The organism is Tateyamaria sp. syn59, assembly GCF_007995245.1.
Lineage (GTDB): Bacteria > Pseudomonadota > Alphaproteobacteria > Rhodobacterales > Rhodobacteraceae > Tateyamaria.
On the sequence record NZ_VCBA01000015.1, the window covers coordinates 1 to 20,178 of the forward strand.

Consider the following 20,178-nt stretch of genomic DNA (forward strand, 5'->3'; position numbering starts at 1 on the left):
CTGTAAATGATTTCGCCGATAACGACCGACCAAAACGGAGCCCCCAACCCGCTTTCAAAAGACAATATCCTCGCCCACCACCGCCATCTGCGCAACGAACTGGGCGCGAGGCCTGCAACCATCAAGTGGCGGCTCGCACTCTCAAGTCGCATTATGCTTGGCATGAGGATCGGACCAGCCCCCTGCCCTCGGCGAGCGCTTGCACGGGTCGATGTGCTGAGTGAACTGCTACAGTCACGGCCCACTCCTGCCGTTCGCCAAGATTTCAGCACGCGGCAGTGCAGCCCACCAGAGCCGCCGTTCGCCGAGATTGCAAATTGTCGGGATAGTTGAACTGATGGATCGCGGACACAACCGGCGTCCATTCTTGAGTTTCCTGAAGCAGCATATTTGCAATCGCAGGACGACACTTTTCATGACGCTACGCACGTTCTCGAACTGGTCGTTCGGAAATGTGGATTTGGCCTCAATCAAAACGGCACTCATAGATTGGGTAGTGCTGCGTAAGTCTCGCCAAAGATTGGCAACAGTCCTCGTTCGAACTGCTTTTGAATTGGAGACCAGCTATGCCTTTACCGAATTATGTCTGCCCCTGTCGCGAAACATCTCGGCCAATCGCTGCATCAGAGTGACGACATTTGTTAACGAAAATCCCACGTTTGGACTTTCAGAGATCAAAGTATCTCACGTTGCGTGGGTTTTTCGTGAAACAAGTTGAGTTCCAATGGCACGCGCTATGCAGGTAGCTGAACCTCTATCCATTGTGCAACTCGGAGCCGCATATGCCCACCTCAACCTCAGCTCGCACGATCTTCCGCGTGGAAGATGTAACTGCTCAAACCCTCGGCGGTACGAACATCACCGCAGGGACTCAGTTGACCGCTGTGACACTGCTTGCCATCGATCCGCTCAACCCAGATCAAACTGGTCCCGTCCAGGAAACTGACGCAGGTGCTTTGGCCGGCGCGACGCTCCGCACGTTTTTGGGCGGCTTCGCCAGCACCTCCAGCCCTGCCGAGGAAGCGACGCTGTTCATCGACGGAGTGGAAGTTGCCCAGCAGGTGCCGGAACTGAGTGTGATCGAACCTCAGGGACCCAGCAGCCTAGATGTTCTAACAGACGGAGGCCAGCTGGAGAGACCGCTGTTTTTCGAGATCGACGGGGTGCTTTTCCTTGTCCCAGGTGATGCTGGAGCTGATGTGTCCGGCGTCACGGAAATTACAGCCACCGTCACACTTGCTGACCCAAGTTTCAACGAAGTGATCACCGTCGACGGCACGATCAGTAACGATCCCGTAGACCCAGACCCAGTCGATCCAGATCCCGTGGATCCGAACCCGGTCGATCCTGCCCCTGCACCGGTGAATGCTGTCAACGGCACAGGTGGGAGTGATGTTCTGTCCGGCACGCGCGGTGCGGATGAGATCAACGGCGGTCGCGGCCGTGACGATCTGTTTGGTCGCGGTGGCGACGATGTTCTCAACGGCGGCGGTGGTCGCGACGAGTTGCGCGGTGGAGGCGGTGATGACGAGTTGAACGGCGGCGGCGGTCGCGACGAACTGCGTGGTGGCGCGGGCGACGATGTGCTCGACGGTGGGCGGGGCAACGACCTGCTGATCGGTGGCCGCGGTGCTGATACTTTTGTGTTCGAGACGGGCGATGGCGATGACGTTGTCCGCGGATTTGGGAGCGACGACGTTGTCGACCTGAGCGCCATCGCATCGTTGAACAGCTTTGCGGATGTCGAAAACGCGCTCACCCAAACGCGTTCTGGCGCAGTGCTGGACCTCGACAACGGCGACAGCGTTTTGTTCACCGGCGCGTCTGCAGATAGCTTCGTATCTGACGACTTCCTATTCTAGACGCGTGCGGTGATGCTGCTGAATGTATTCCGGTGGCATCACCCGTTCCATATAGGCCGCCCAAGGCGTGGCAGCACTTTCGCCCGTCGATTGGTTGGCTTGGCGGACATTGGATCATTTTGAACCTGCCAAAGCTATCGATAGCCTAGAAAGAAGGCTCAGGAAGCCAATCGATCAACAGGTCTTTGCTTTTGCGCGGGATGGCTCCCTGCCCGCCTATGTGATTCAAGGAGTTAACTGGCAAAAACTAAATGGCCCACAAAGCCAAAAGCCTCGCAAGACTGTTGATGATCGGTTGAGCTTGCTGCGGTTTTCCTCTGGAATTTACCGCTTCAGCATGTCCTTGACCGGGGAAGCCACCTTCATTCGCGACGTGATCTTAAGTCTCAAAGCGTTTACTGCGCCCAGCACAAGCGACTGGCTTTCCAAACGAAACACAGCGTCCATCACCTAGCGCTCGCAGCGTTTTTCGCACTGCGAGCGCGTGCAGAAAAGATGCACAATGATTGTTTTGGGCTCCGTACTGCAGTTTGGGCATCCGCAGCATCGACCTTAGTCAGGTGCCAAACGCCTTCGAAGGCAGCCCAATCCTGCCGTTTGCCACTGCTCCACGAGGATGCGCTCGCAACCCGCAACGGGAAAGTTCAGGACGGCAACACATACCCAAGTCGAGAAGTACCGATCCAACTGTCAAACGGCGCCGACATATTCGCCGCGGGCTGGATAGTTGTTGGCAATCGCAAAATCCAGTGCGCTAACCAGTTCCGAAAAATGCGGTCGCACAAACGGCATCGTTTGCACTGATCCGTAATAGAGCGTTTGCTCAGGTGTCACCATGAACAGGCCCGGCTCGGAAAAAAGCGCGGGCTCCTCAATCCCGATTGAGGTCTTGCCACGGGACGTCGAGATGTAAAGCCCCCATTCGCGCGCTTTGGAGAGCGTCAGATTATAGGCAAAGCGCAGTCCGTCGTTTTCGATCTTGTCGGACATCGCACGGGTGCGCTCTTCTCCGTCACTGCTGACTGCGATTGTGTTGACACCGCGCTCCGCAAAGTCGGGGACCCGCTTTTTGAACTCCGCGAGGTAGGTTGCACAGATCGGGCAATGAAGGCCGCGATAGAAACAGATGACAGTACCCCGTTCGGCGGTTTCGGCGGCAAGGTCGAACGTTCCGTGATCAAGGGTTGGCAAGGTGAGACCTGGGGTCTTTTGGCGAGGCAGGAGCATGAGCTTTTCCTATGTTTGAAGCATTTCGGTGAGTGCCGACGCACGTGACAACGCCGGCCCTCGGTAAGACGTCAGTCTTTCAACGTCACCGTCCGCTAACGGCTGTGCCGAGCGCCGGAAACCGAACGATGCGATAGGTGCCTTTTGACGCGTCCACACCGCCATTCAAAACCGGAGAACGGTGAAGTTCGTTGACCGTCGCATAGACAAAGCCATCAACGCCCATCGAGAACCCGTCCGGCCAAGGCAGGTCTTCGTCAGACTGAAAAAGAACCTCATAAGTGCCATCGGGTTTGGTCACCCCGATGGCATTGTCGGTCATCGCGGTGATGTAGACGTTGCCCTCTGCATCCACGGTGGATCCATCTGAAATCACCTTGTCGCCGTAGCGTTCGACCTTGGCGGCAAGAGCATCGTCGCTGAGGCTCGCGTCCAGAAGATCGGTGGTCCGCACACGGTACATCGCACTTGCGGTCATTGGCGCAAAGTAAACCCATGTATTGGTCGGATCGATCGTGATCGGGTTGATCCCGATCTTTGCGGGGCTGCCACCCAGCGTGATTTCGCGTCCGTCGATGATCATTGGCGTGTCTTCCGGTACCGTGAAAGCACTGCCTTCAAGAAGACGGCGCGCCTGCCCGGTATCCATATCGATAACGATGATGGCCGAGTTGGCGCCGTCGCCCGTGTCGGAGATATAGATCGCGCCGTGTTCGCGGTCGATTGCCAGGTCGTTCAAAAACGATGTCGAGCGGGCGACAGGTTGCCCGATGTAATAGATTGCATGAAGTTTTTCGGCCTTAGTGTCCCAGCCGACCACGCGCCCGGTCTGACCTTCGCCCTGCCCGTCGAGCATCCAGAGAATGCCCTCGCGATCGGCCCGTAGTCCCAGAACCCCGCGAAGGCCATCACCGTCGCCTTGCGGCGCGCGGGCCCAGGCTTCCGTGGGATAGGGCTTCGTGCTGCCATCGGCCATCACCTCTACCACGCGCAACTCGGGGCCGTAAAACTCGTGCACAGACATGAACATGCGACCGTCAGGACCGATGGCAAGATTTCCAGGCGGGGTGTCTTTGGGGAACTCCAGGAAGGTCTCCAGACCTTGGGCTGAGGCTGGTCCGGCTAGAACGGCGATGATGCTGACGGCGGCAAACAGGCGTTTCATGATATCTCCTCCAAACTATCGACGCCTAGTAGGCCGATTGAAGAAATGAAATGAATAGGCCAAAATAGGAAACCAGCATTCGAAAAAATCAAATGTACTCCATTGACGATCTCAAGACCTTCGTTGCGATAGCCCGGGCTCAAGGTGTGACCGCCGGAGCGAGGCGCATGAGCATCTCGCCAGCCACCGCGAGCCATCGTTTGAGCAAGTTGGAAGCGGCGTTGAAGCTGACACTCTTTCACCGCAACAGCCGCATGTTGATGCTGACAGACGAGGGGCAAATTTTCCTCGAACGGACAGAAGTGATCCTCGCGGATTTGGCCCAGGCCGAACGCGACGCCGGCAGTGGAACGGCCAGGTTCAGCGGCGTGATCCGCTCCACGATGTCACCGTGGATTCTGTCCCGGTTCATTCTGCCCCGCCTTCCAGCGTTTCAGCGCGCGCATCCTGAACTGCGCATGGAGTTTTTGGCCGTCGACCGTTTCGTTTCACTTTCCGCAGAAGGGCAAGACTGCGCCATTCGGGTCGGAGAGCTTTCGGACAGCGCTCTTTTGGCCCGTAAGCTGACAGATAACGATCGCATCATCTGTGCCGCGCCCAGTTTTCTGTCTCAACACGGATCGCCAGACACCTGGCAGGAGGCACTTGATTTTCCTTGGGTCTGCCTTCCCTGGCAGACCAGGATGTCCTTCGTAGATCCCAAGGGGAAGCGTCAGGACGCAACTGTGCGGTCCAACGTGCTCGTGTCGAACTCCGATACGTTGACCGATGCCGTCTGCCAGGGCGTCGGCATGGCCATCAAGTCGCGTTTGGCGGTGATGGACGAACTCGAGCGACACGAACTTGTCGAAGTCTTGCCCGGCTCCCTTTGGAAGCCGAGCGCACCCATCTGGTTTGTCTATCCCCCCGAGGCGAAATCTGCTTCGAAAACCGACGTCTTTGGCCAGTTCATCTCGACTTGCTTTGGATCGCGTGAAGTCACGGTCTGAAGTAGTGAGATCCGCCTCGAACTTGAGTGCGGGCGCGAGCTTCCAGCTTCCTCGAATTCAAACAATGCGGAAGGAACCGGATCTATGCACCTGCTACTGGCCCAGCAGTGTATCGCTGTTTGGCGGCGGACGTCACAGGCTTTCGCTTCGCAAAGGTTGTTTTTGCCACTTGCAGAATGGACAGCCGTCCACAACGAGATCAAGCGAACGTGTATTGGACCTTCGAGCTGCCGACGGCATTGTACGTTCTTGGCGTAAAACAAGACTTCGGCTCGGACGTTGTCACCGAAGCCTACTCTAGTCGCGCCTGTGGAGGGTTCTTTTCATTGCAAAAAAGGCCCCTTAAAGAAAAACCACACAGGCATTGTGGATAGTAATGAATTTACGAGATTTAGAGTACGTCGCCGCAGTGGCGAAATGTGGAAGCTTCAGCGCCGCAGCGGAACACTGCAATGTCTCACAGCCCGCCCTTTCAAACCAAATCAAAAAACTTGAAAACGAGCTGGGCACCGATCTGTTCCTGCGTCTGACCGGCGAGGTAAGACCGACGGCGGGCGGTCAACGCATTGTAAGAATTGCCGAAGAGATGCTTCTCAGCGCTCAACGGATCAGAGACACGGCAACCGAATTTCGAGACCCTGAAGCGGTGCCATTCAAAATTGGCCTGACCCCAACTTTGGCCCCGTATCTGACGGACTACTTCTCAAACCTCTTTGGCGTCCTCTTTCCAAGCATGAGGGTCACCATGATCGAAGATCTTCCGCAGAACATGTTGAAGAAGGTCGAGGATCACAGCCTGGACGTGGCTTTGGTGGCGAAACTCAATCACAATCCAACGCTCGAATTCACGTCGATCTGGGAAGAACCTTTGTATTTGGCGGTGAACAAGGGCCACCCGCTTGCGCCCCTGCCAGCCATCAAACCTGAGGACGTGCCCGAACATGACTTCATTCGTCTTCCACATTCGTTCGGATACGAACTTGAAGAGCGGTTACCAGCACCTGACCAGGCATCACGCGGGGCAAAGAAATTCGACTTATCTGCGCTGCGTTTTGAAACCATCTGTCGGCACATCTGCCATTCGGACGACTGTACTATTGTCTCGGCCCTCGCAGCCGAACAGTTCCGTCAGGACAATTGGCCGTTGTCCTTCATCCCATTCGAAGGCCCCGGCAACCTTCGCAATCTAGGTGCAGCATCCCGATTGAACTGTCCCAGAAAACCCCTGCTTGCCAAGATCGGGGCCTATATTCAGCAAAATCCACCCAAAGGCGTCACGCCAACATTTGTGGCGTGACGCTGCGTTCTCCTACTCGATAAATGTGCGGGCCAACCGGTCACTCAGAGGCTGGGTCAGGTAGCTGAGGGCCGTGCGTTCGCCGGTGTTCACGAACAGATCAGCGGGCATGCCCGGCACCAGTTCCAGTGCAGCCACCTCTCGGGATTGGACGTCATCCAGTTTGACACGCGCGGTGTAGTAGTAGTCTCCGGTGCGCTCGTCTTCGAGGCTATCGGCAGAGATGTCGATGATACGGCCCTCGGCCTCGGGCACGTCGCCCTGATCAAAAGCAGACAGACGCACGCGGGTGGACTGACCGACATAGAGCTTTTCGATGTCGGCAGTATTCACTCGGGCCTCGACCACCAGCGGTTGGTCAATCGGCACGATGTCCAGAATGGGTGCCCCCGGACGGACAACGCCGCCTGCAGTGAACACCGTCATCTCGACCACGCGGCCACTGACGGGCGCCGTGATCGCCACCCGCTTTAGCCGTTCCGAGGCCCCGATGAACTGCGGCTCGAGCGTGGCAAGTGAGGCGTCGATCTGCGCCAGTTCGGTCGAAGCAGCCTCATCCCGCAAGGTGCGTGCGCCGATGCTGGCCAGATGCAACTCGCTGATCTGGTTACGAGCCTGAGCCTCCTGCGTCAGCAGGGCCGCGTCCACGCCGATCAAGCGCTCGACTTCGACCCGGCGCGCATTCACCCGCGCCGCCGCCACAAGCCCTTTGTCCAGCAGGGTTTGCAGGTTGCCCAGCTCCTGGCGTGTGATGTCCAACTGACGGGTGTTGGACGCGCGTTGCGATTGCAGGCCGCTTACTTGGTCTTCGAGATTGGCGATGCGTTGCGCTGTCAGTGCATCTTCGGCATCGCGCGACCGGCGTTCCGCATCGAACAGCAGCTTTTGGGTGGCATACGCGTTGGCCCAAGTTGCGGGGTCCAATTCCACACGCATCATCTGCGCAACAGCCCCCTGATCAAAGCGATCAGCGTCCTGCAATTGGGCCATCAGCCGCGCGCGGCGCAGCGACAGGTCGCTGAGCTGGCTTTCAATGACGTCCAGATCGACGCCAAGATCGGTGCTGTCCAGTTCTAAGAGGGTCTGACCCACTTCGACCAGGTCGCCGTTGCTGACAAGAATGCTACTGACAATGCCGCCATCCAGATGCTCGACCGTCTTGCGGTTGCCTTCGACCACAAAACTCGCCTGGGCCACAACGGCACCATCCAGTTTCGACGCGGTTGCCCAATAAGCCGCACCGCCAAGGAAACCGGTGACGGCCAAAAGCCCAAAGATCACAAAGCTGGTGATACCTGCGCCTGCGGCTTTGGGTTGAACGCGATTGTAGTCTTCAAGGCGCAGAACGCCGGTCGTGCGAGCGGGGGTGAGTGCGTTTGTCATTGTGCTGCTCCTTTCACAGCGGGTTCTTGTGAGCGACGGGCGGCAAGTTGTGCGGCAGCCGTCTGGGCCACGGGTGTCCCCTGCTGACGCGGACGCAGCATGTCTTCCTTGTCGCCGAAGCCCGTTTGCGTGCCTTTGTTAAGGGTCAGAACCTTGTTGACTGCTTCCAAAGTGCTGGGGCGATGCGTCATCACAAAGGTGATGGCCCCCCGCGCACTGGCGCCGCGAATGGCGTTGCGCAGCGCCGCTTCGCCCTGCCCGTCCAGGTCAGAGTTCGGCTCATCCAGCACCAGAATAAACGGATCATCATAGAGCGCGCGCGCCAGTGCGATCCGTTGGCGTTGACCGCCGGACAAATGGAACCCGTTGCCGATCTCGGTCGCATAGCCGTCGGGCAAGCTGCTGATCAGACCGTGCACATCGGCAGCGACGGCAGCGGCGAGCACCTTGCTGTCATCGATCGACGTCGAAAACCGTGCGATGTTCTCGCGGATGGTCCCATCGAACAGATGCACATCTTGGGGCAGATACCCCACCAACTGCCCCAACTCTTCGGGATCCCATTTGGCCATGGGCGTCCCGTCTAGGCGAATGGCCCCACGCTGCGGTGTCCAGATCCCCGCCAGCATCTTGGCCAGCGTCGACTTGCCGGACCCACTGTGGCCGATCACGGCCAAAACGTCGCCAGCAGACAGGGAAAACTCAATCCCGCCGATGGTGGCGTTTTGCGCGAGAGGCGGGCCTGCCTGCTGAATGGTCGCGTTCAGCGAAATTTGCGGACGCGGCAGCGCCAACCGCTTGGGCGGTTCGGGGTAGGCCTCAGAGAGGGCGCGCAGGGTCTTGTACGACCCACGGGCGGCCAAGAAGGTGCGCCACTGACCGATCAGCTGGTCGATGGGTGCAAGCGCACGGGCCAGCACGATGGTCGCCGCAATCATCACACCGGCGGTGGCTTGACCACTGACGGCCAGAGCCGCACCCAACCCCAGCATGCCCGATTGCAGCGTCATGCGGGTCGTCTTGGACATCACCGAAAAGCTGGCCAACCTGTCAGACACGCGCGATTTCAGGTGATGCGCATTGTGTTGCAGAGCTGTCCAACGCCGGGCGAGATCACCAGTCATACCCATCGCGTGGACAAGCTCTGCGTTCTGCTCACTGGAGGTGAACAAACTGTCGGACCTGGCGCGCGCTTGGGCCGCGCCTTGCATCACATCGGCGGAGCGCGCGTTGTTGATCAGGGCCATAAGGGTCAAAAACAGCGCACCAGCCAGACCCAGCGCCCCAAGATAGGGGTGCAGGACATAAAGCACCCCAAGATAAAGCGGGATCCACGGCGCATCGAAAAACGCAACCAGCGTAGGCCCCGAAATGAAATCGCGCATCCCATTCACATCGGCGGCGGGGGTATCGCCGGTGGCCTTGCCTTGGACCCGGCGGCGGATCGAGGCCTGCAGGATCGGCGCGCCAATCTCCAGCTCAAACCGCGCGCCAAGGCGGCTGAGGATCCGCATGCGGATCAGATCGAGAAGGCCGGTAACCAGGAAAACGCCACCCAGCAGGATGCTGAGGGCAATCAGGGTGTCCATATTCTGGCTGGTCAGCACGCGATCGTAGACTTGCAGCATGTAGAGGGGGCCGGCCAACATCAGCAGGTTCAGGATCATGCTGAAGAAGCCGATGGCGACAAAACCGCTGCGCAGCTTGCCCCATGCGGATTTGACGGTGGATTTTTTCTGAAACATTTGGGTGATCTCTTTTCAGCGTGAAGAGGTGGCGACATGTGCCGCCACCTCGGTCTGTTTCAATCAGGCGATGAAGTCGTCGTCGCTGAAGTCGCGGCTGTTGACCCCTTCGAGGCGCACGGAAGCGTCCGAGGAGAAGGTCAGCAGGGCGTCGTCGCCGTCTTGCGACACAACAAGGCTCTCAGCGAAGTCCGGGCCGAAGTCGGAGAAATCCAACCGGTCCACACCCACTTCAAAGTCGCCCACCGTGTCATTGCCGAAGAGCCCTTCGAAGGCGAACGTGTCAGAGCCTTCGCCACCGAAGAGGAGGTCATCCCCCTGACCACCATTCAGCAGGTCGTCACCGTCTTCACCCGACAGGGTGTTGTCAGCATTGGACCCGATGATGATGTCGCCATCGTTCGACCCGATCACGTTCTCGATCGAGCTGAGGACGTCCGTCTCGACCACTTCGTCGATGACATCCAGACCGGACACACCCGTGGGCGCATCTGCGTCAATGGTCGCACCAGCATCCACCAGCGTGTCCTGCGCAATGGGGCCGTTGATCCCGGCAGGTGCGTTGTGCAGGTGGATGGCCGACACGACACCCGGAACCGGGGTCTGCAAGTCCGCTTCGTTCAGGCCCGTCACGGTCAGCTCCGAGGAGTAGACGACTTGACCGGTGGCTTCATCGACCGAGATGGTCAGTGTCGCCGTGCCTGTCGCCTCGCTGTCGGATGTCGGGCCAGGTTCCTGGCTGGCGTCGAGTGTTGCCACCAGTTCGATGACACGCCCGTGCCCGTCACCCTCATCGCTGACAACTTCGAACTGGCCGCGGATTTCGCCGCCGGGGAAGTCCGAGGTGTGGATGTTGTAGTAGAGGTTCCCGGCAATGGCTTCCGACACAAATCCGGCAGCGTCGTTGATGTTCTGGGTGGGCTGCAAGGATGCCCCGACCACAACATTCTCGACGGACACCGTGAACCCGGTTTCGCGGGTCGCCGTGCCATTGCCGTTGGCGCCCAGGTTGACAGTGACCGCAACATCCTGGTCCGAGAAGTCGGCGGTGTCGATGCCTTCACCACCTTCGATGAAGTCGTTGCCCAGACCACCGACAATCACGTTGTCGCCTTGACCGGCAATCAGAACGTCATCGCCTGCGCCGCCGTCGACGACACCGTTGATCTGACCAAGGTCCACAACGATGTCGTCTCCAGCACCAAGTAACACGTTACCATTTACCACACCTTCATCGTCATTGACGAATGTCACGTCGCCTGCATCGCGGGCATCAATGGCGTTGACCGTGCCCGTGATTTCACCGTCGTTCAGGATCGCGCCGAGCAGGTTCAGACCACCGTCGATGCGGATACCCGCAGCGGCGTCGCTGTCTTCGGACCCGGCAATGACGCCTTCGTTCTGCACCAGACCGGCAAAACTCGCGTCTTCCTGATTGCTAAACAGGCGCAGGCCATCGCCGACAGTGTTGCCTTCCACCGCATCCCCGCGGCCTTGGAACAGACCGTCGTTGAAAATGGCAGCCGATACGACATCACCATCCACGTCGCCGGTTTGCAGCGACACGGCAGAGCCATTGTTGCCCAGCCCCGCGTCAACGGTGCCCGTGTTGGTAAAGGTGTAATTGTCAGCGGTCCCGTCGGCATAAACCGTGCCGTTCCGCTGATCGCCAGTGCCAAGGATCGCGCCGGAGTTCACAACGTCCAGTCCTTCGCCGTCGATGTTCAGCGCGCGGCTTCCGGAAGAGACCACGCCGCCTTCTCCGTTCACAAACGAGCCACCGGTATGATCGCCCGTGCCGAAGTAGACACCGTTCTGCACACCAGAGATCGTTCCGGAGTTGGTCAACTCACCCTTAAAGTCGATCCCGTTCACGACACGAACACCGGCAACAGTGCCGTTGGCGCCTTCGGACGTGATGGTGCCGGAGTTGGTGATGATGGCATCGGTTACACCCACATTGCCAACATTGCCGATCCGGACACCGTCGCCTGCCAGCGGTGTGCCCGCAGCTGCATTTCCGCGGCCCTGGATCGTCCCGGCGTTGTCGAGGGTGAAGCTGTTCGCCCCATCGGCGGCACCGCCAATCTCGGCACCAAAGCCAGAGCCCTGGTTGCCTTCCCCAGCATCGATTGTGCCGCTTGCGAGGTTGCGCACGCTGAAATCATCCGCCGTGCCATCGGCATAGACAGTGCCGTTGCGCTGGTCGCCGGTGCCGAGGATGTCGCCCGCGTTGGTCAGATTAACGCCCGTGCCATCGATGTTAAAGGCACGGCTGTCCGACTGGATCGTCCCGAAGTTCAGAACATCAAGGTCATGTTCGGCCTCGCCGATATACAGACCATTGCGCACCCCTTCGATCACACCGGTGGACGTGTTGAGAATACGACCTTCGGCAGCGGCACCATCAGCGATACGGATACCTGCAGCGGTCCCAACATTGCTCTCGGAAGAGATAAGCCCCGAGTTCACAATGTCCGTGTCCGACACAGTGCCCTCTGCGCCATTGTTGATGCGAATGCCGTCGCCCGCACCGCCGGTGTTTGCAGCAGCTTGGCCGCGCCCTTGAATAGTGGCACCAAAACCGTTGAATACAGTGTTCGACACCACGTCGCCCGCTTCGTCGCCGACCTGGAACGAAATGCCTGCGCCGTCGTTGCCGTCGCCTGCGTCAATCGTCCCGCCTGTGAAGTTCAAGATGCTGACATCTTCCGCTGTCGCGTTGGTGTAGATGGTGCCGTTGCGCTGGTTGTCAGTGCCGACAATGTCGCCAAAGTTACGAACGCTGATGCCTTCGCCTTCGATCTCGACCGCGCGGCTGTCTGACGAAATCACACCGCCACGGAAGTTATCCAGCGTGCCCGAGCTGTTTGGCCCGCTAAACTCAACACCATTCAGCTCGCCCGCGATGCTGCCAAAGTTGCGAATGTCGGCGCTGGAGCCGTCGGTCACTTCGATGCCCGTGGCGTCTGCGCCATTGGCCTCAATGCTGCCTGTGCGGAAGTTAAAGACCGACACGTCCTCGGCCTCGACCGAGACTGCGGAAGGCGCGCCGTTCGTTTCGACCTCGCCAAAGTTCAGAAACCGGGAAAGGTCGTTGTTCAGAACGAAGGCAGGCGTGTTATCGACAATGGTGCTTTGGAAAAAGCCGTTGGTCAGTGTCTGTCCGTCGCGGACAGTTTCCTGAGCCAGGGACGAGGTCGTCAGCAATCTGGCGCGCAGGCTTGCAAGTAGTTCGGAAAGCATGGGTGATCTCCGCTTGAGATTTGGTTACTGCGGAGATCAGACCGAGACTGTGGCCTCTCCGCTGTGCAACCAAGTGCGGATGCGGGGGAGGTATTGGAAATTCTTGGTCCGAATAGCCAGTATATGCTTGGGAAATAGTCACGAACCCTGTGAGGGACACGGAAACTTTTCCTTTTCATAACAAGGATGTAAAAGGGGTTTTGTACATGCCAGAGTTATTCTCTGACGCCTTTTCACGAAACTGTTCGCGAAGTTTACCGGAAGAGCCAGAGTCGGCGCAAATTTCAGGTGGTGGCAGCCCGCCGCCTCAACAGTGTATCAAACGTCAAAGCAGGAACGGCTAAACCAGCCTGCCCACAACTGCTGTTGCTGGCCCCCGGCAAAGCGCTGATGCGGCCCGTCGAAGCCACCATTCGCTATGTATCGACACCAAGCTCCGCGGCTGTGACCTGATGAAGATGAAGGTGGTTGATGTGATGGTTTGAGGTCAGATCAAAGAACAAGCATTCGTTCTGCAGAGAAAAATGGATGAACCTGTTAAATCTGAGACGTCGAAAGGGACACGTTCCTTGGTTGAGAAATGGATCGAAGACAAACGGATGGTTGGCGACGTGCACCTATGGCCTAGTCGCCTTCATGAAAGACTGCACATATAGTCCCGCCAGTAGGTTTTAATCCACACGATCAGTGCACTACACACGGTTGGGACCTTTATCAAAAGATCTCGCGTTTTTCATCTAGTCGCTCAGACCGTCTGTTTCAGCGTGTGCAAGAATGCTTGGATTTTACGGGAGCGATGGAGGTCAACGTGCGTGACCAACCAAAGCGGCATTTGCCAGTCTGCAGGGCTTGGAAACACGGTTTGTAGCCCGTATCGCGCAGAGGATGGCAATTCGGCCACGAGGCCAATCCCTAACGCGTTGGACACCGCTTTTTCCACAACGCTGAGGTCTCTCGAAGACAAAACAACTTGGCTCCTAGGTATGTGTTCATCAAACCAGACCGAAAATGGCATGGTCCTGCTGGGCGTGTCCCACCGAACAAATCTGTGCGTACTCACGTCCTCTGGAAGGCTGGGGTGGCCGTGCACCTCTAAGTACTCTGGGTGTGCATAGAGCCCGAACCTGAGGTCTGTAAACGGCAGAACGACGTTATCCGGTTCTGATGGTTTGGGCCCGCTTCTCAAAGCCATGTGCGCCGCGCCATACTCGAGTTTTAGCACCTCGGCGCTGGCGACGTACTGCACATGCAGGTTTGGATTTTCAGACCCAAATTGCGCCAGCGTAGGCATGAGAAGCTCGGCGACATGTTCATGCGACGTCACGATGAAGTCGCCGGACAGGTCGCTAGACGTATTGCGCGTTCGGGCGGCCAGTTGGTTGAATTGATCCTGTGTTGCGCGCGCGACGTTGAGCAAGTCTTGACCGACCTCTGTTGGCTCATACCCGCGACTGTGACGGTGGAACACTTTGGTGCCAAGCTCTTGTTCCAAAACATCAATGTGACGCACCACCGTCGCACGATGAAGCCCAAGGACCTCTGCGGCGGCGCTGATTGTTTTGAGTTCCGCCACTTGGAAGGCCGTGCGTATCTCTGCCCAGTTCTGCATGTGCCATATGTACAAAATTTCGACATATAGTGAATACCACGTGTTCTTTTGTACATCAATTCTCGGACCTATACTGCTGCCGTCACACTTTGGAGTACGGCACATGAACACGAATATCAGCGAATGGTTCGAAGCAGACATCGCATCGCGCCCTTACACGGCCCTGATCTTTTATCGCGGCAAATGGTGCCCGTTTTGCGAAGGTCAGATACGCGAACTGAACGGCCGCTTCCTGAAAGATCTGCGCGCACTGGGAGGAGAGCTCTATGCCGTGACCTCTCAATCGCAGGAAGGTGTTGATCAGGCGGCTCAGGATTGGGCTTTGGATTACAAGATTGTGTCGGACGTTCAAAACACGCTGGCACAGCGCTTTGACATCGCCGTCTCGCCCAAGGAGATGCCCGGAGAATACCCAAATGGCATGGTCCAACCCGGCGTTGTGATCTTGGATCGAACAGGCGCGGTGCTGGTGCAGTGGGCCATTGATCCGCAAGAGATCAACGGATTTGGGGCGCTTGGACGTCCGACACCCGAGGTTATCTGGGCGGCCTTCACAGCGGCGCGCAATGGCAGCGATGCGGTGACATTTGATGGCCCGACTGTTGATCCCGCATTTCTGCAGGCGAAGTACCCTGCAGCCTATGAAGCGTTTGACGCTTGGATGAAGGCCAACGCGTGAGGTTGGTACGCCGTGTAGAACAACGCATTCCTGATTGAGACAAAACCATGACACAACGCAAGATAGCTGAGCATCCCCACCAGATTGCGGCGTGCGTCGCCGAATTCGTGAAAGACGGAGATATGGAGGGTGTTCTTTCCATGTTTCACCCGGATTGCCGCGTCGCGATGGACCCTGACGGCGCACCAATGGAAGGGCACGATGGCGTGCGCGAGATCTTCCAAGATTTTGTGGCAAGCCGGCTTATTCTAAAGCCCTCCGTCACCGGAGAGATGATCAATGGGGATACAGCTATTCTTCAGGGAGAATGGACCATTGAGGATCATGACGGCAACATCGTGGGTGGTGGTGTATCCACCGAGGTTACCAAACGGATGGACCATGGGGGCTGGGCGTACTTCATCGATTGCCCGATCCGCGTGCCAAGACCAGTGCGGTCATAGCTGAAAGACACTCCTCTAAGATCGAAGTCGCCAATGCCCGCCGGACCAGACCTGCCGTTAAGGATCGCAGTCCCTTGGCATATGAGCCTTCACGACACCGCCACAACTAAATCTCCAAGCTCGAAGCTGTTGAAAACGAATCGTCGTAGCGGAGAGATTTGAACCTGCAAAAGCGTCTTGCGCCGATCAGTGCGTCGATCACGCGGCGGGGAACAACCAGGTCCGCCAATGCAGCTCTCAATTTGCCATTGCAGGTGTTCAGGGGCTTCTGCGCGATGTGCAGGTTGAGCAAGTCATGCGGGAGGCTAATAAGGCAGCCAAGTCGTCCGCTTTTCCGGGTCTCGCCTCGATCGCGATGTAAGTGGCGGCTGTTGCGGTGTAGAGATCAACAGGTGCCTTGGCCGACAGCGCGTTAGAGTTGTTGATGTTGGCGACAACACCTCCGTCCCAGCCTCCTGCGACCAGCGCATCAGCGTTTTCGTTCAGCGCCGCTGCGACAGCGCCCGAAAAGTGTGCGTTGCGTGCCTCGTCATCAACAAAGATGTCAAAGATGGCCGGTGTGTCGCCGTCTTGCAGCGCGAACCAAAGCTTTGTTCCCGGTTCGGTTTCTTTCACGACGGGTGCAGCGCCTGCGAGAAACTCAACAAAGCTCTCGGTTTGGCCTTTGGCAGCTGGCATAAGGGTAATCGTCTTCATCTATGTGAATACGAAAACCAAAAGGCTGTCCATTTTCGAAGCGGTCGCATGTTTCCAGCCAGCTTTCCACCTTGGGGCCAAAACACCGACGCTGCATGCCCCATATCCTGCCGTGTCAATCGACCGAATCTGGAATTTACTGAAAGCCAATGAACCGTTCAAAAAATTCTTTGCTTTGATAGGGGCACGGGGAGACACGAACCTGTTGCGGGAAATGCTGGCGCCTGGCCCGGTGCGCGACAGCATCCAGTACTGGCTTGAAACCGCACGGGCGCTGCTGCGATTTCTCGACCTAGAGGTTGCCCGACGCCCTCTCTACCAATTTGTAGATTGCTGCACTTTCTGCTCATTTAGCAGAAATATGCTTTGATGCCTGTTTGATTGATCGGAAAACGATCCAAATTGCGCCGCAGTCTTGGGCTTCCGGGAAAGACTAACGCGAATCCGGAAAAACAAGCGTTGGAGCATATGCAAAAGCAGTTCTCCAGATGCGATTGCAGTTTGGCTTAGGTCGCCGCCGGACAGCCTGCAGTGATCAGGCCTTATGTCTTCGGAAGAATAGAGTCTGAGCCGATGTCCGATCAGACATACTCCGGCAGACCGCACAAACTGAACAAATCCATCTCCCGGCACATAAAGGCGTAATGCGCTGTCCGGCATGTAGAATGTATCGGGCATTGCGGTTGATTTGCGCTTAGGATCGGCACCAACGATCTAGTTCACCCCAATGCAACGGTTGATTTTGTTTAACCTCCCACGGACAGGCTCATTGGACATCAACTCCCTTAACAATCCGAGAAAACGCGTTAAGGGCAACTTAGATAAGCGGTACTTAACTGTTTCGAGGTAGGACAGACTGGAACAGTCGGCATGCAAGAACAAGAAATTCACTAAACAACAGGTCATCCTCCCAGAATTCGAATTCTTGCCAATTCCCTGCTGACAGCCTTCACGGTGGTGGATTTCAAGGGCCCGTAGCGGCATTCACCACCTATGCGTCGATCCTTGCAGAATGCGCGCGTTGCACGGATCAGCGGACCGTTCATATACGGGCTCTTGCGCCCGACACTATAGCCCAAATGTCTCAGTTCTTTCTGAAGTATCCGGACATATGCGTTCTTGTTCAGCTTGAACGTGACGACCATTGCTCCGGCAAACTGATCTGAAGGCAAGCCGCCAACCATCTCTTCAGAAACAGTCCAAAAGCGCGGGGCCTGTGTGAGGTGGGCAAGGCGAAGTTGTTCTTCGTTAAAGACTTTTGCCCGAATCCCCGGAACAGACAAAAGCCGCTGGCGCAGTTCAAGTGTTCCGGAAGGATTTTTATGCCGCCAGAAGTACTGCAAAAGCACCTCGGCAGCTTTGGGGTCATCGTTCGCTGCACGTTTAACCAGCTGTTCTATCAGCCAATCCGCGTCACCGCTTTGCCGCACCTCGCGCCGCAGCGCATCCAGCAGCAAAAGCTGAGCATGGCGTGCATCGGTCTTGGCAAGGCTGTTGAGGGTGTCCCATCCATCACGCCGCTGCGACTGCGCGCCGAGTTGCCCGGTTGCATGTGCCCAGGCAAGCGTTGCGGTGGCCCGATCTGACCCTGTGGCGGCAGCACGTTCGAAAGTTTCGCGCGCCTCAGCAAAAGCGCCGACCGACAGATGTGCTTTACCCAGCGAAACCAACGACTTATTGCGCCCCATCTCGACTGCCTGTTGGTAGAGCGCTATTGCCGCTTCGGCATCGGCATCTGTTCCGATGCCTTTCAAGTGGAAGTAGGCCAGCCGATCGGTTGCACGCGCATAGCCTGCGTCAGACAAGGCGCGCAGGTCCGCAAAAGCCTCCTTTGGGGCAGCACCAACGGACAGCATTACAGCGGCGTAAAGCTCCTTGTGGGACGGCTCCGCGCCTGTGCCGGCCAAGGCTGCCGATCCGATCTGCGCGCAAACGAGCAGAAGTCCAAGTGTTTTTCGCATGGTCAACTCCCTAACAAATCTGTCCCTACGACCTTCGCGCAAAACGGAGGTTTAGGGGCGCGCTCTTCGGTATAGTTGCCCGCGAAAAAGATGTGTCACCCCACCTCAGAAGGTGAGCGGCAGTACGATCCGGCGTTGACATGCAGGCAGAATAGGCCAACACCAACCAGGCTCGGCAACAAGGGTCTTCAAGTGGACAAAGTGGACATCATTCGCAGCACCTGGGCTCAGGCAGCCGCCTCGCCAGAAGAAACCGCGCGCGTTTTCTATTCCACGCTTTTCCAGATTGCGCCGCAAAACGAACCCCTGTTCCGCAATGATCTGGCTGCACAGGGCGAAAAACTGATGGAGACATTGGGCTTTGTCGTAGACCACCTTGATGACGAAGACACCTGGATACCGGCGGCCAAGGATCTGGCGATCCGCCATGTCGCCTATGGTGTTAAGGCCGAAGACTATGACAGCGTCGGCTCAGCGTTGATCCAGACCTTCGAGACGTTGATGGGCGATACGTTTTCCACACAGGCCAAGGCCACGTGGATTGAGGTCTATTCGGAACTCTCTAAGCAAATGATCGAGGCGGCTTATCCGCACTGACTATACTTCGGTATAGCCTCCTTATGCCGATGCTACCCCTCTTTGTGCACCTGCCGTGGTATGACGCGCGGGAGTGAGCCTATTTGAGGAAGAGAGCGTGCACATCGAGACAATCGAGTGGTCAGACGGCAGCGCGGCAGCGCGATTGAAGGAACGAAATGCGGAACATGGGTCAAAGCCCGATCTGGTGGCGCTGCACTATGCTTGTGACATCAACCCCGCTGACATCTCGGCGCTGGCGTCCGAAATGGCAACGGGCTTGCACGCAGCGACCTCCTGCAAAGGCAGCGTCACAGAAGGTTCCCACGCCCCTGCCCCCGCGACTGCCTTTTGCATCTGGGATGCGATGGGTGACTACGGCACAGCCCTTGCCTCCTTTGACAGCCAATCCCCTTTTGACGCAGGCGCGCAGGCGGCCAGCGCTGCCCTTGAGGCAGCAGACAGGGTCGGCGAGATGCCGGATCTGGTTCTTGTGTCGGCAACACCAGGCTACGAGGAGACCGTGCTGCAAGGGATCATGTCCATCGTTGGCCAGGACGTGCCGATTTTTGGTGGCACAGCGGCCGACAACACTGTTTCGGGCGAGTGGCGTGTTTCAGATGGGGCTGCCTTCCACGCGCAAGGCGTTGTGGTCAGCGTGTTGTTCCCCTCAACCAAGCTGCATTTTGCCTATCACAACGGCTATGAGCCCAGCGCCAATCAGGGGCAGGTCACCCGGTCCGAAGGGCGCAAGCTGATCGAGATTGACGGCAAACCCGCAGCAGAGGTCTATCACACCTGGACAGGCAAGAGCGTGCTGCCCAACGCGCTGGGATCAGAGCACAACATTCTGGCCGAGGCGACAATGACACCGCTGGGTGTCGAGCTAGGCGTGCAGGACGGTGTTGGGAATTACCTGCTCTTGCACCCTGCCCAATTGCACGCAGATGGGTCTTTGGGTCTTTTTGCCGAAATCCCCGATGGGACGATCCTCACCCAGATGACCGGTGACGAACAGGCGTTGGCGGAACGCGCAGGTCGCGTTGCAGCACAAGCGGTAAACGTCGGATCAGTGGCTCCACAGGACGTCGCTGGGGCCTATATGATCTACTGTGGTGGCTGTCTGATGGCCGTCGAAGACCGGGTGTCAACCATCCTGGATGGGGTGCGAGCGGCCCTGCCCGGCGTTCCGTTTCAGTCGGCGTTTACCTTTGGCGAACAAGGTCAGGTACGCGGCGTAGGCAACAAGCATGGCAATCTGATGATATCATGCGTAGTGTTCACGAAACTGCCCAACTGA

18 protein-coding genes are annotated in these 20,178 nt (G+C 57.6%); 10 read left to right on the forward strand and 8 right to left on the reverse strand.

Translation table 11 applies throughout. The annotated features are described in order from the left end of the window. Positions 1-220: 220 nt before the first annotated feature. From FD715_RS19390 to FD715_RS19400, 3 genes are all read left to right on the forward strand, one after another. Positions 221-718 carry a hypothetical protein gene (locus FD715_RS19390; RefSeq protein ID WP_147113936.1) on the forward strand — a complete coding sequence of 166 codons (498 nt, stop codon included), beginning with the start codon at positions 221-223 and terminating at the stop codon, positions 716-718. Positions 719-782: 64 nt separating this feature from the next. Beyond that, positions 783-1,862 carry a calcium-binding protein gene (locus FD715_RS19395; RefSeq protein ID WP_147113939.1) on the forward strand — a complete coding sequence of 360 codons (1,080 nt, stop codon included), beginning with the start codon at positions 783-785 and terminating at the stop codon, positions 1,860-1,862. A gap of 67 nt (positions 1,863-1,929) precedes the next feature. Further along, positions 1,930-2,316 carry a hypothetical protein gene (locus tag FD715_RS19400; protein WP_147113942.1) on the forward strand — a complete coding sequence of 129 codons (387 nt, stop codon included), beginning with the start codon at positions 1,930-1,932 and terminating at the stop codon, positions 2,314-2,316. Positions 2,317-2,552: 236 nt separating this feature from the next. On the opposite strand, the gene FD715_RS19405 is transcribed toward FD715_RS19400, so the two are convergent. Further along, positions 2,553-3,089 carry a peroxiredoxin-like family protein gene (locus FD715_RS19405; protein ID WP_147113944.1) on the reverse strand — a complete coding sequence of 179 codons (537 nt, stop codon included), beginning with the start codon at positions 3,087-3,089 and terminating at the stop codon, positions 2,553-2,555. Positions 3,090-3,174: 85 nt separating this feature from the next. Further along, the gene (locus FD715_RS19410; protein WP_147113946.1) at positions 3,175-4,254 is read right to left on the reverse strand and encodes an L-dopachrome tautomerase-related protein; all 1,080 of its coding nucleotides are present in this window, start codon (positions 4,252-4,254) and stop codon (positions 3,175-3,177) included. Positions 4,255-4,346: 92 nt separating this feature from the next. On the opposite strand from FD715_RS19410, the gene FD715_RS19415 reads away from it, so the two are divergent. After that, positions 4,347-5,243 (forward strand): LysR family transcriptional regulator, encoded by an 897-nt coding sequence (locus tag FD715_RS19415; RefSeq protein ID WP_147113948.1) that lies wholly within the window; start codon positions 4,347-4,349, stop codon positions 5,241-5,243. Between the two features lie 376 nt (positions 5,244-5,619). Beyond that, complete coding sequence (locus tag FD715_RS19420) at positions 5,620-6,540, forward strand: LysR family transcriptional regulator (RefSeq protein ID WP_147113951.1); 921 nt, start codon at positions 5,620-5,622, stop codon at positions 6,538-6,540. Positions 6,541-6,552: 12 nt separating this feature from the next. On the opposite strand, the gene FD715_RS19425 is transcribed toward FD715_RS19420, so the two are convergent. The 4 genes from FD715_RS19425 to FD715_RS19440 all read right to left on the reverse strand — a co-directional run bounded on the left by FD715_RS19425 (position 6,553) and on the right by FD715_RS19440 (position 14,523). Then, positions 6,553-7,923 (reverse strand): HlyD family type I secretion periplasmic adaptor subunit, encoded by a 1,371-nt coding sequence (locus FD715_RS19425; RefSeq protein WP_147113954.1) that lies wholly within the window; start codon positions 7,921-7,923, stop codon positions 6,553-6,555. Then, positions 7,920-9,668, reverse strand: a complete 1,749-nt coding sequence (locus FD715_RS19430) for a type I secretion system permease/ATPase (RefSeq protein ID WP_147113957.1) — start codon at positions 9,666-9,668, stop codon at positions 7,920-7,922. Before FD715_RS19430 ends, FD715_RS19425 begins: the two co-directional genes overlap by 4 nt. A gap of 63 nt (positions 9,669-9,731) precedes the next feature. Continuing rightward, positions 9,732-12,914, reverse strand: coding sequence for a CHRD domain-containing protein (locus tag FD715_RS19435; RefSeq protein WP_147113960.1), 3,183 nt, complete (start codon positions 12,912-12,914; stop codon positions 9,732-9,734). A 745-nt stretch (positions 12,915-13,659) separates the two neighbouring features. After that, complete coding sequence (locus FD715_RS19440; RefSeq protein WP_147113963.1) at positions 13,660-14,523, reverse strand: LysR family transcriptional regulator; 864 nt, start codon at positions 14,521-14,523, stop codon at positions 13,660-13,662. Positions 14,524-14,626: 103 nt separating this feature from the next. Here FD715_RS19440 and FD715_RS19445 point away from each other — a divergent pair, with 103 nt between their 5' ends. Beyond that, entirely contained in the window at positions 14,627-15,202 is a 576-nt protein-coding gene (locus FD715_RS19445; RefSeq protein ID WP_189799559.1) for a redoxin domain-containing protein, read from the forward strand. Between the two features lie 47 nt (positions 15,203-15,249). Continuing rightward, positions 15,250-15,645 (forward strand): nuclear transport factor 2 family protein, encoded by a 396-nt coding sequence (locus FD715_RS19450; protein ID WP_147113969.1) that lies wholly within the window; start codon positions 15,250-15,252, stop codon positions 15,643-15,645. A 258-nt stretch (positions 15,646-15,903) separates the two neighbouring features. On the opposite strand, the gene FD715_RS19455 is transcribed toward FD715_RS19450, so the two are convergent. Beyond that, positions 15,904-16,341 carry a putative quinol monooxygenase gene (locus FD715_RS19455; protein WP_223274988.1) on the reverse strand — a complete coding sequence of 146 codons (438 nt, stop codon included), beginning with the start codon at positions 16,339-16,341 and terminating at the stop codon, positions 15,904-15,906. Positions 16,342-16,345: 4 nt separating this feature from the next. Between FD715_RS19455 and FD715_RS19460 the strand changes: the two genes are divergently transcribed. Then, a complete protein-coding gene (locus FD715_RS19460) occupies positions 16,346-16,711 on the forward strand; it encodes a hypothetical protein (RefSeq protein ID WP_147113972.1) in 366 nt (121 codons plus the stop codon). A 532-nt stretch (positions 16,712-17,243) separates the two neighbouring features. Here the strand turns inward: FD715_RS19460 and FD715_RS19465 are convergent. Beyond that, a complete protein-coding gene (locus FD715_RS19465; RefSeq protein WP_147113975.1) occupies positions 17,244-18,302 on the reverse strand; it encodes a tetratricopeptide repeat protein in 1,059 nt (352 codons plus the stop codon). A 192-nt stretch (positions 18,303-18,494) separates the two neighbouring features. Here FD715_RS19465 and FD715_RS19470 point away from each other — a divergent pair, with 192 nt between their 5' ends. Then, positions 18,495-18,899 carry a globin domain-containing protein gene (locus FD715_RS19470; RefSeq protein ID WP_189799560.1) on the forward strand — a complete coding sequence of 135 codons (405 nt, stop codon included), beginning with the start codon at positions 18,495-18,497 and terminating at the stop codon, positions 18,897-18,899. A gap of 97 nt (positions 18,900-18,996) precedes the next feature. After that, positions 18,997-20,178, forward strand: coding sequence for an FIST signal transduction protein (locus FD715_RS19475; RefSeq protein WP_147113981.1), 1,182 nt, complete (start codon positions 18,997-18,999; stop codon positions 20,176-20,178).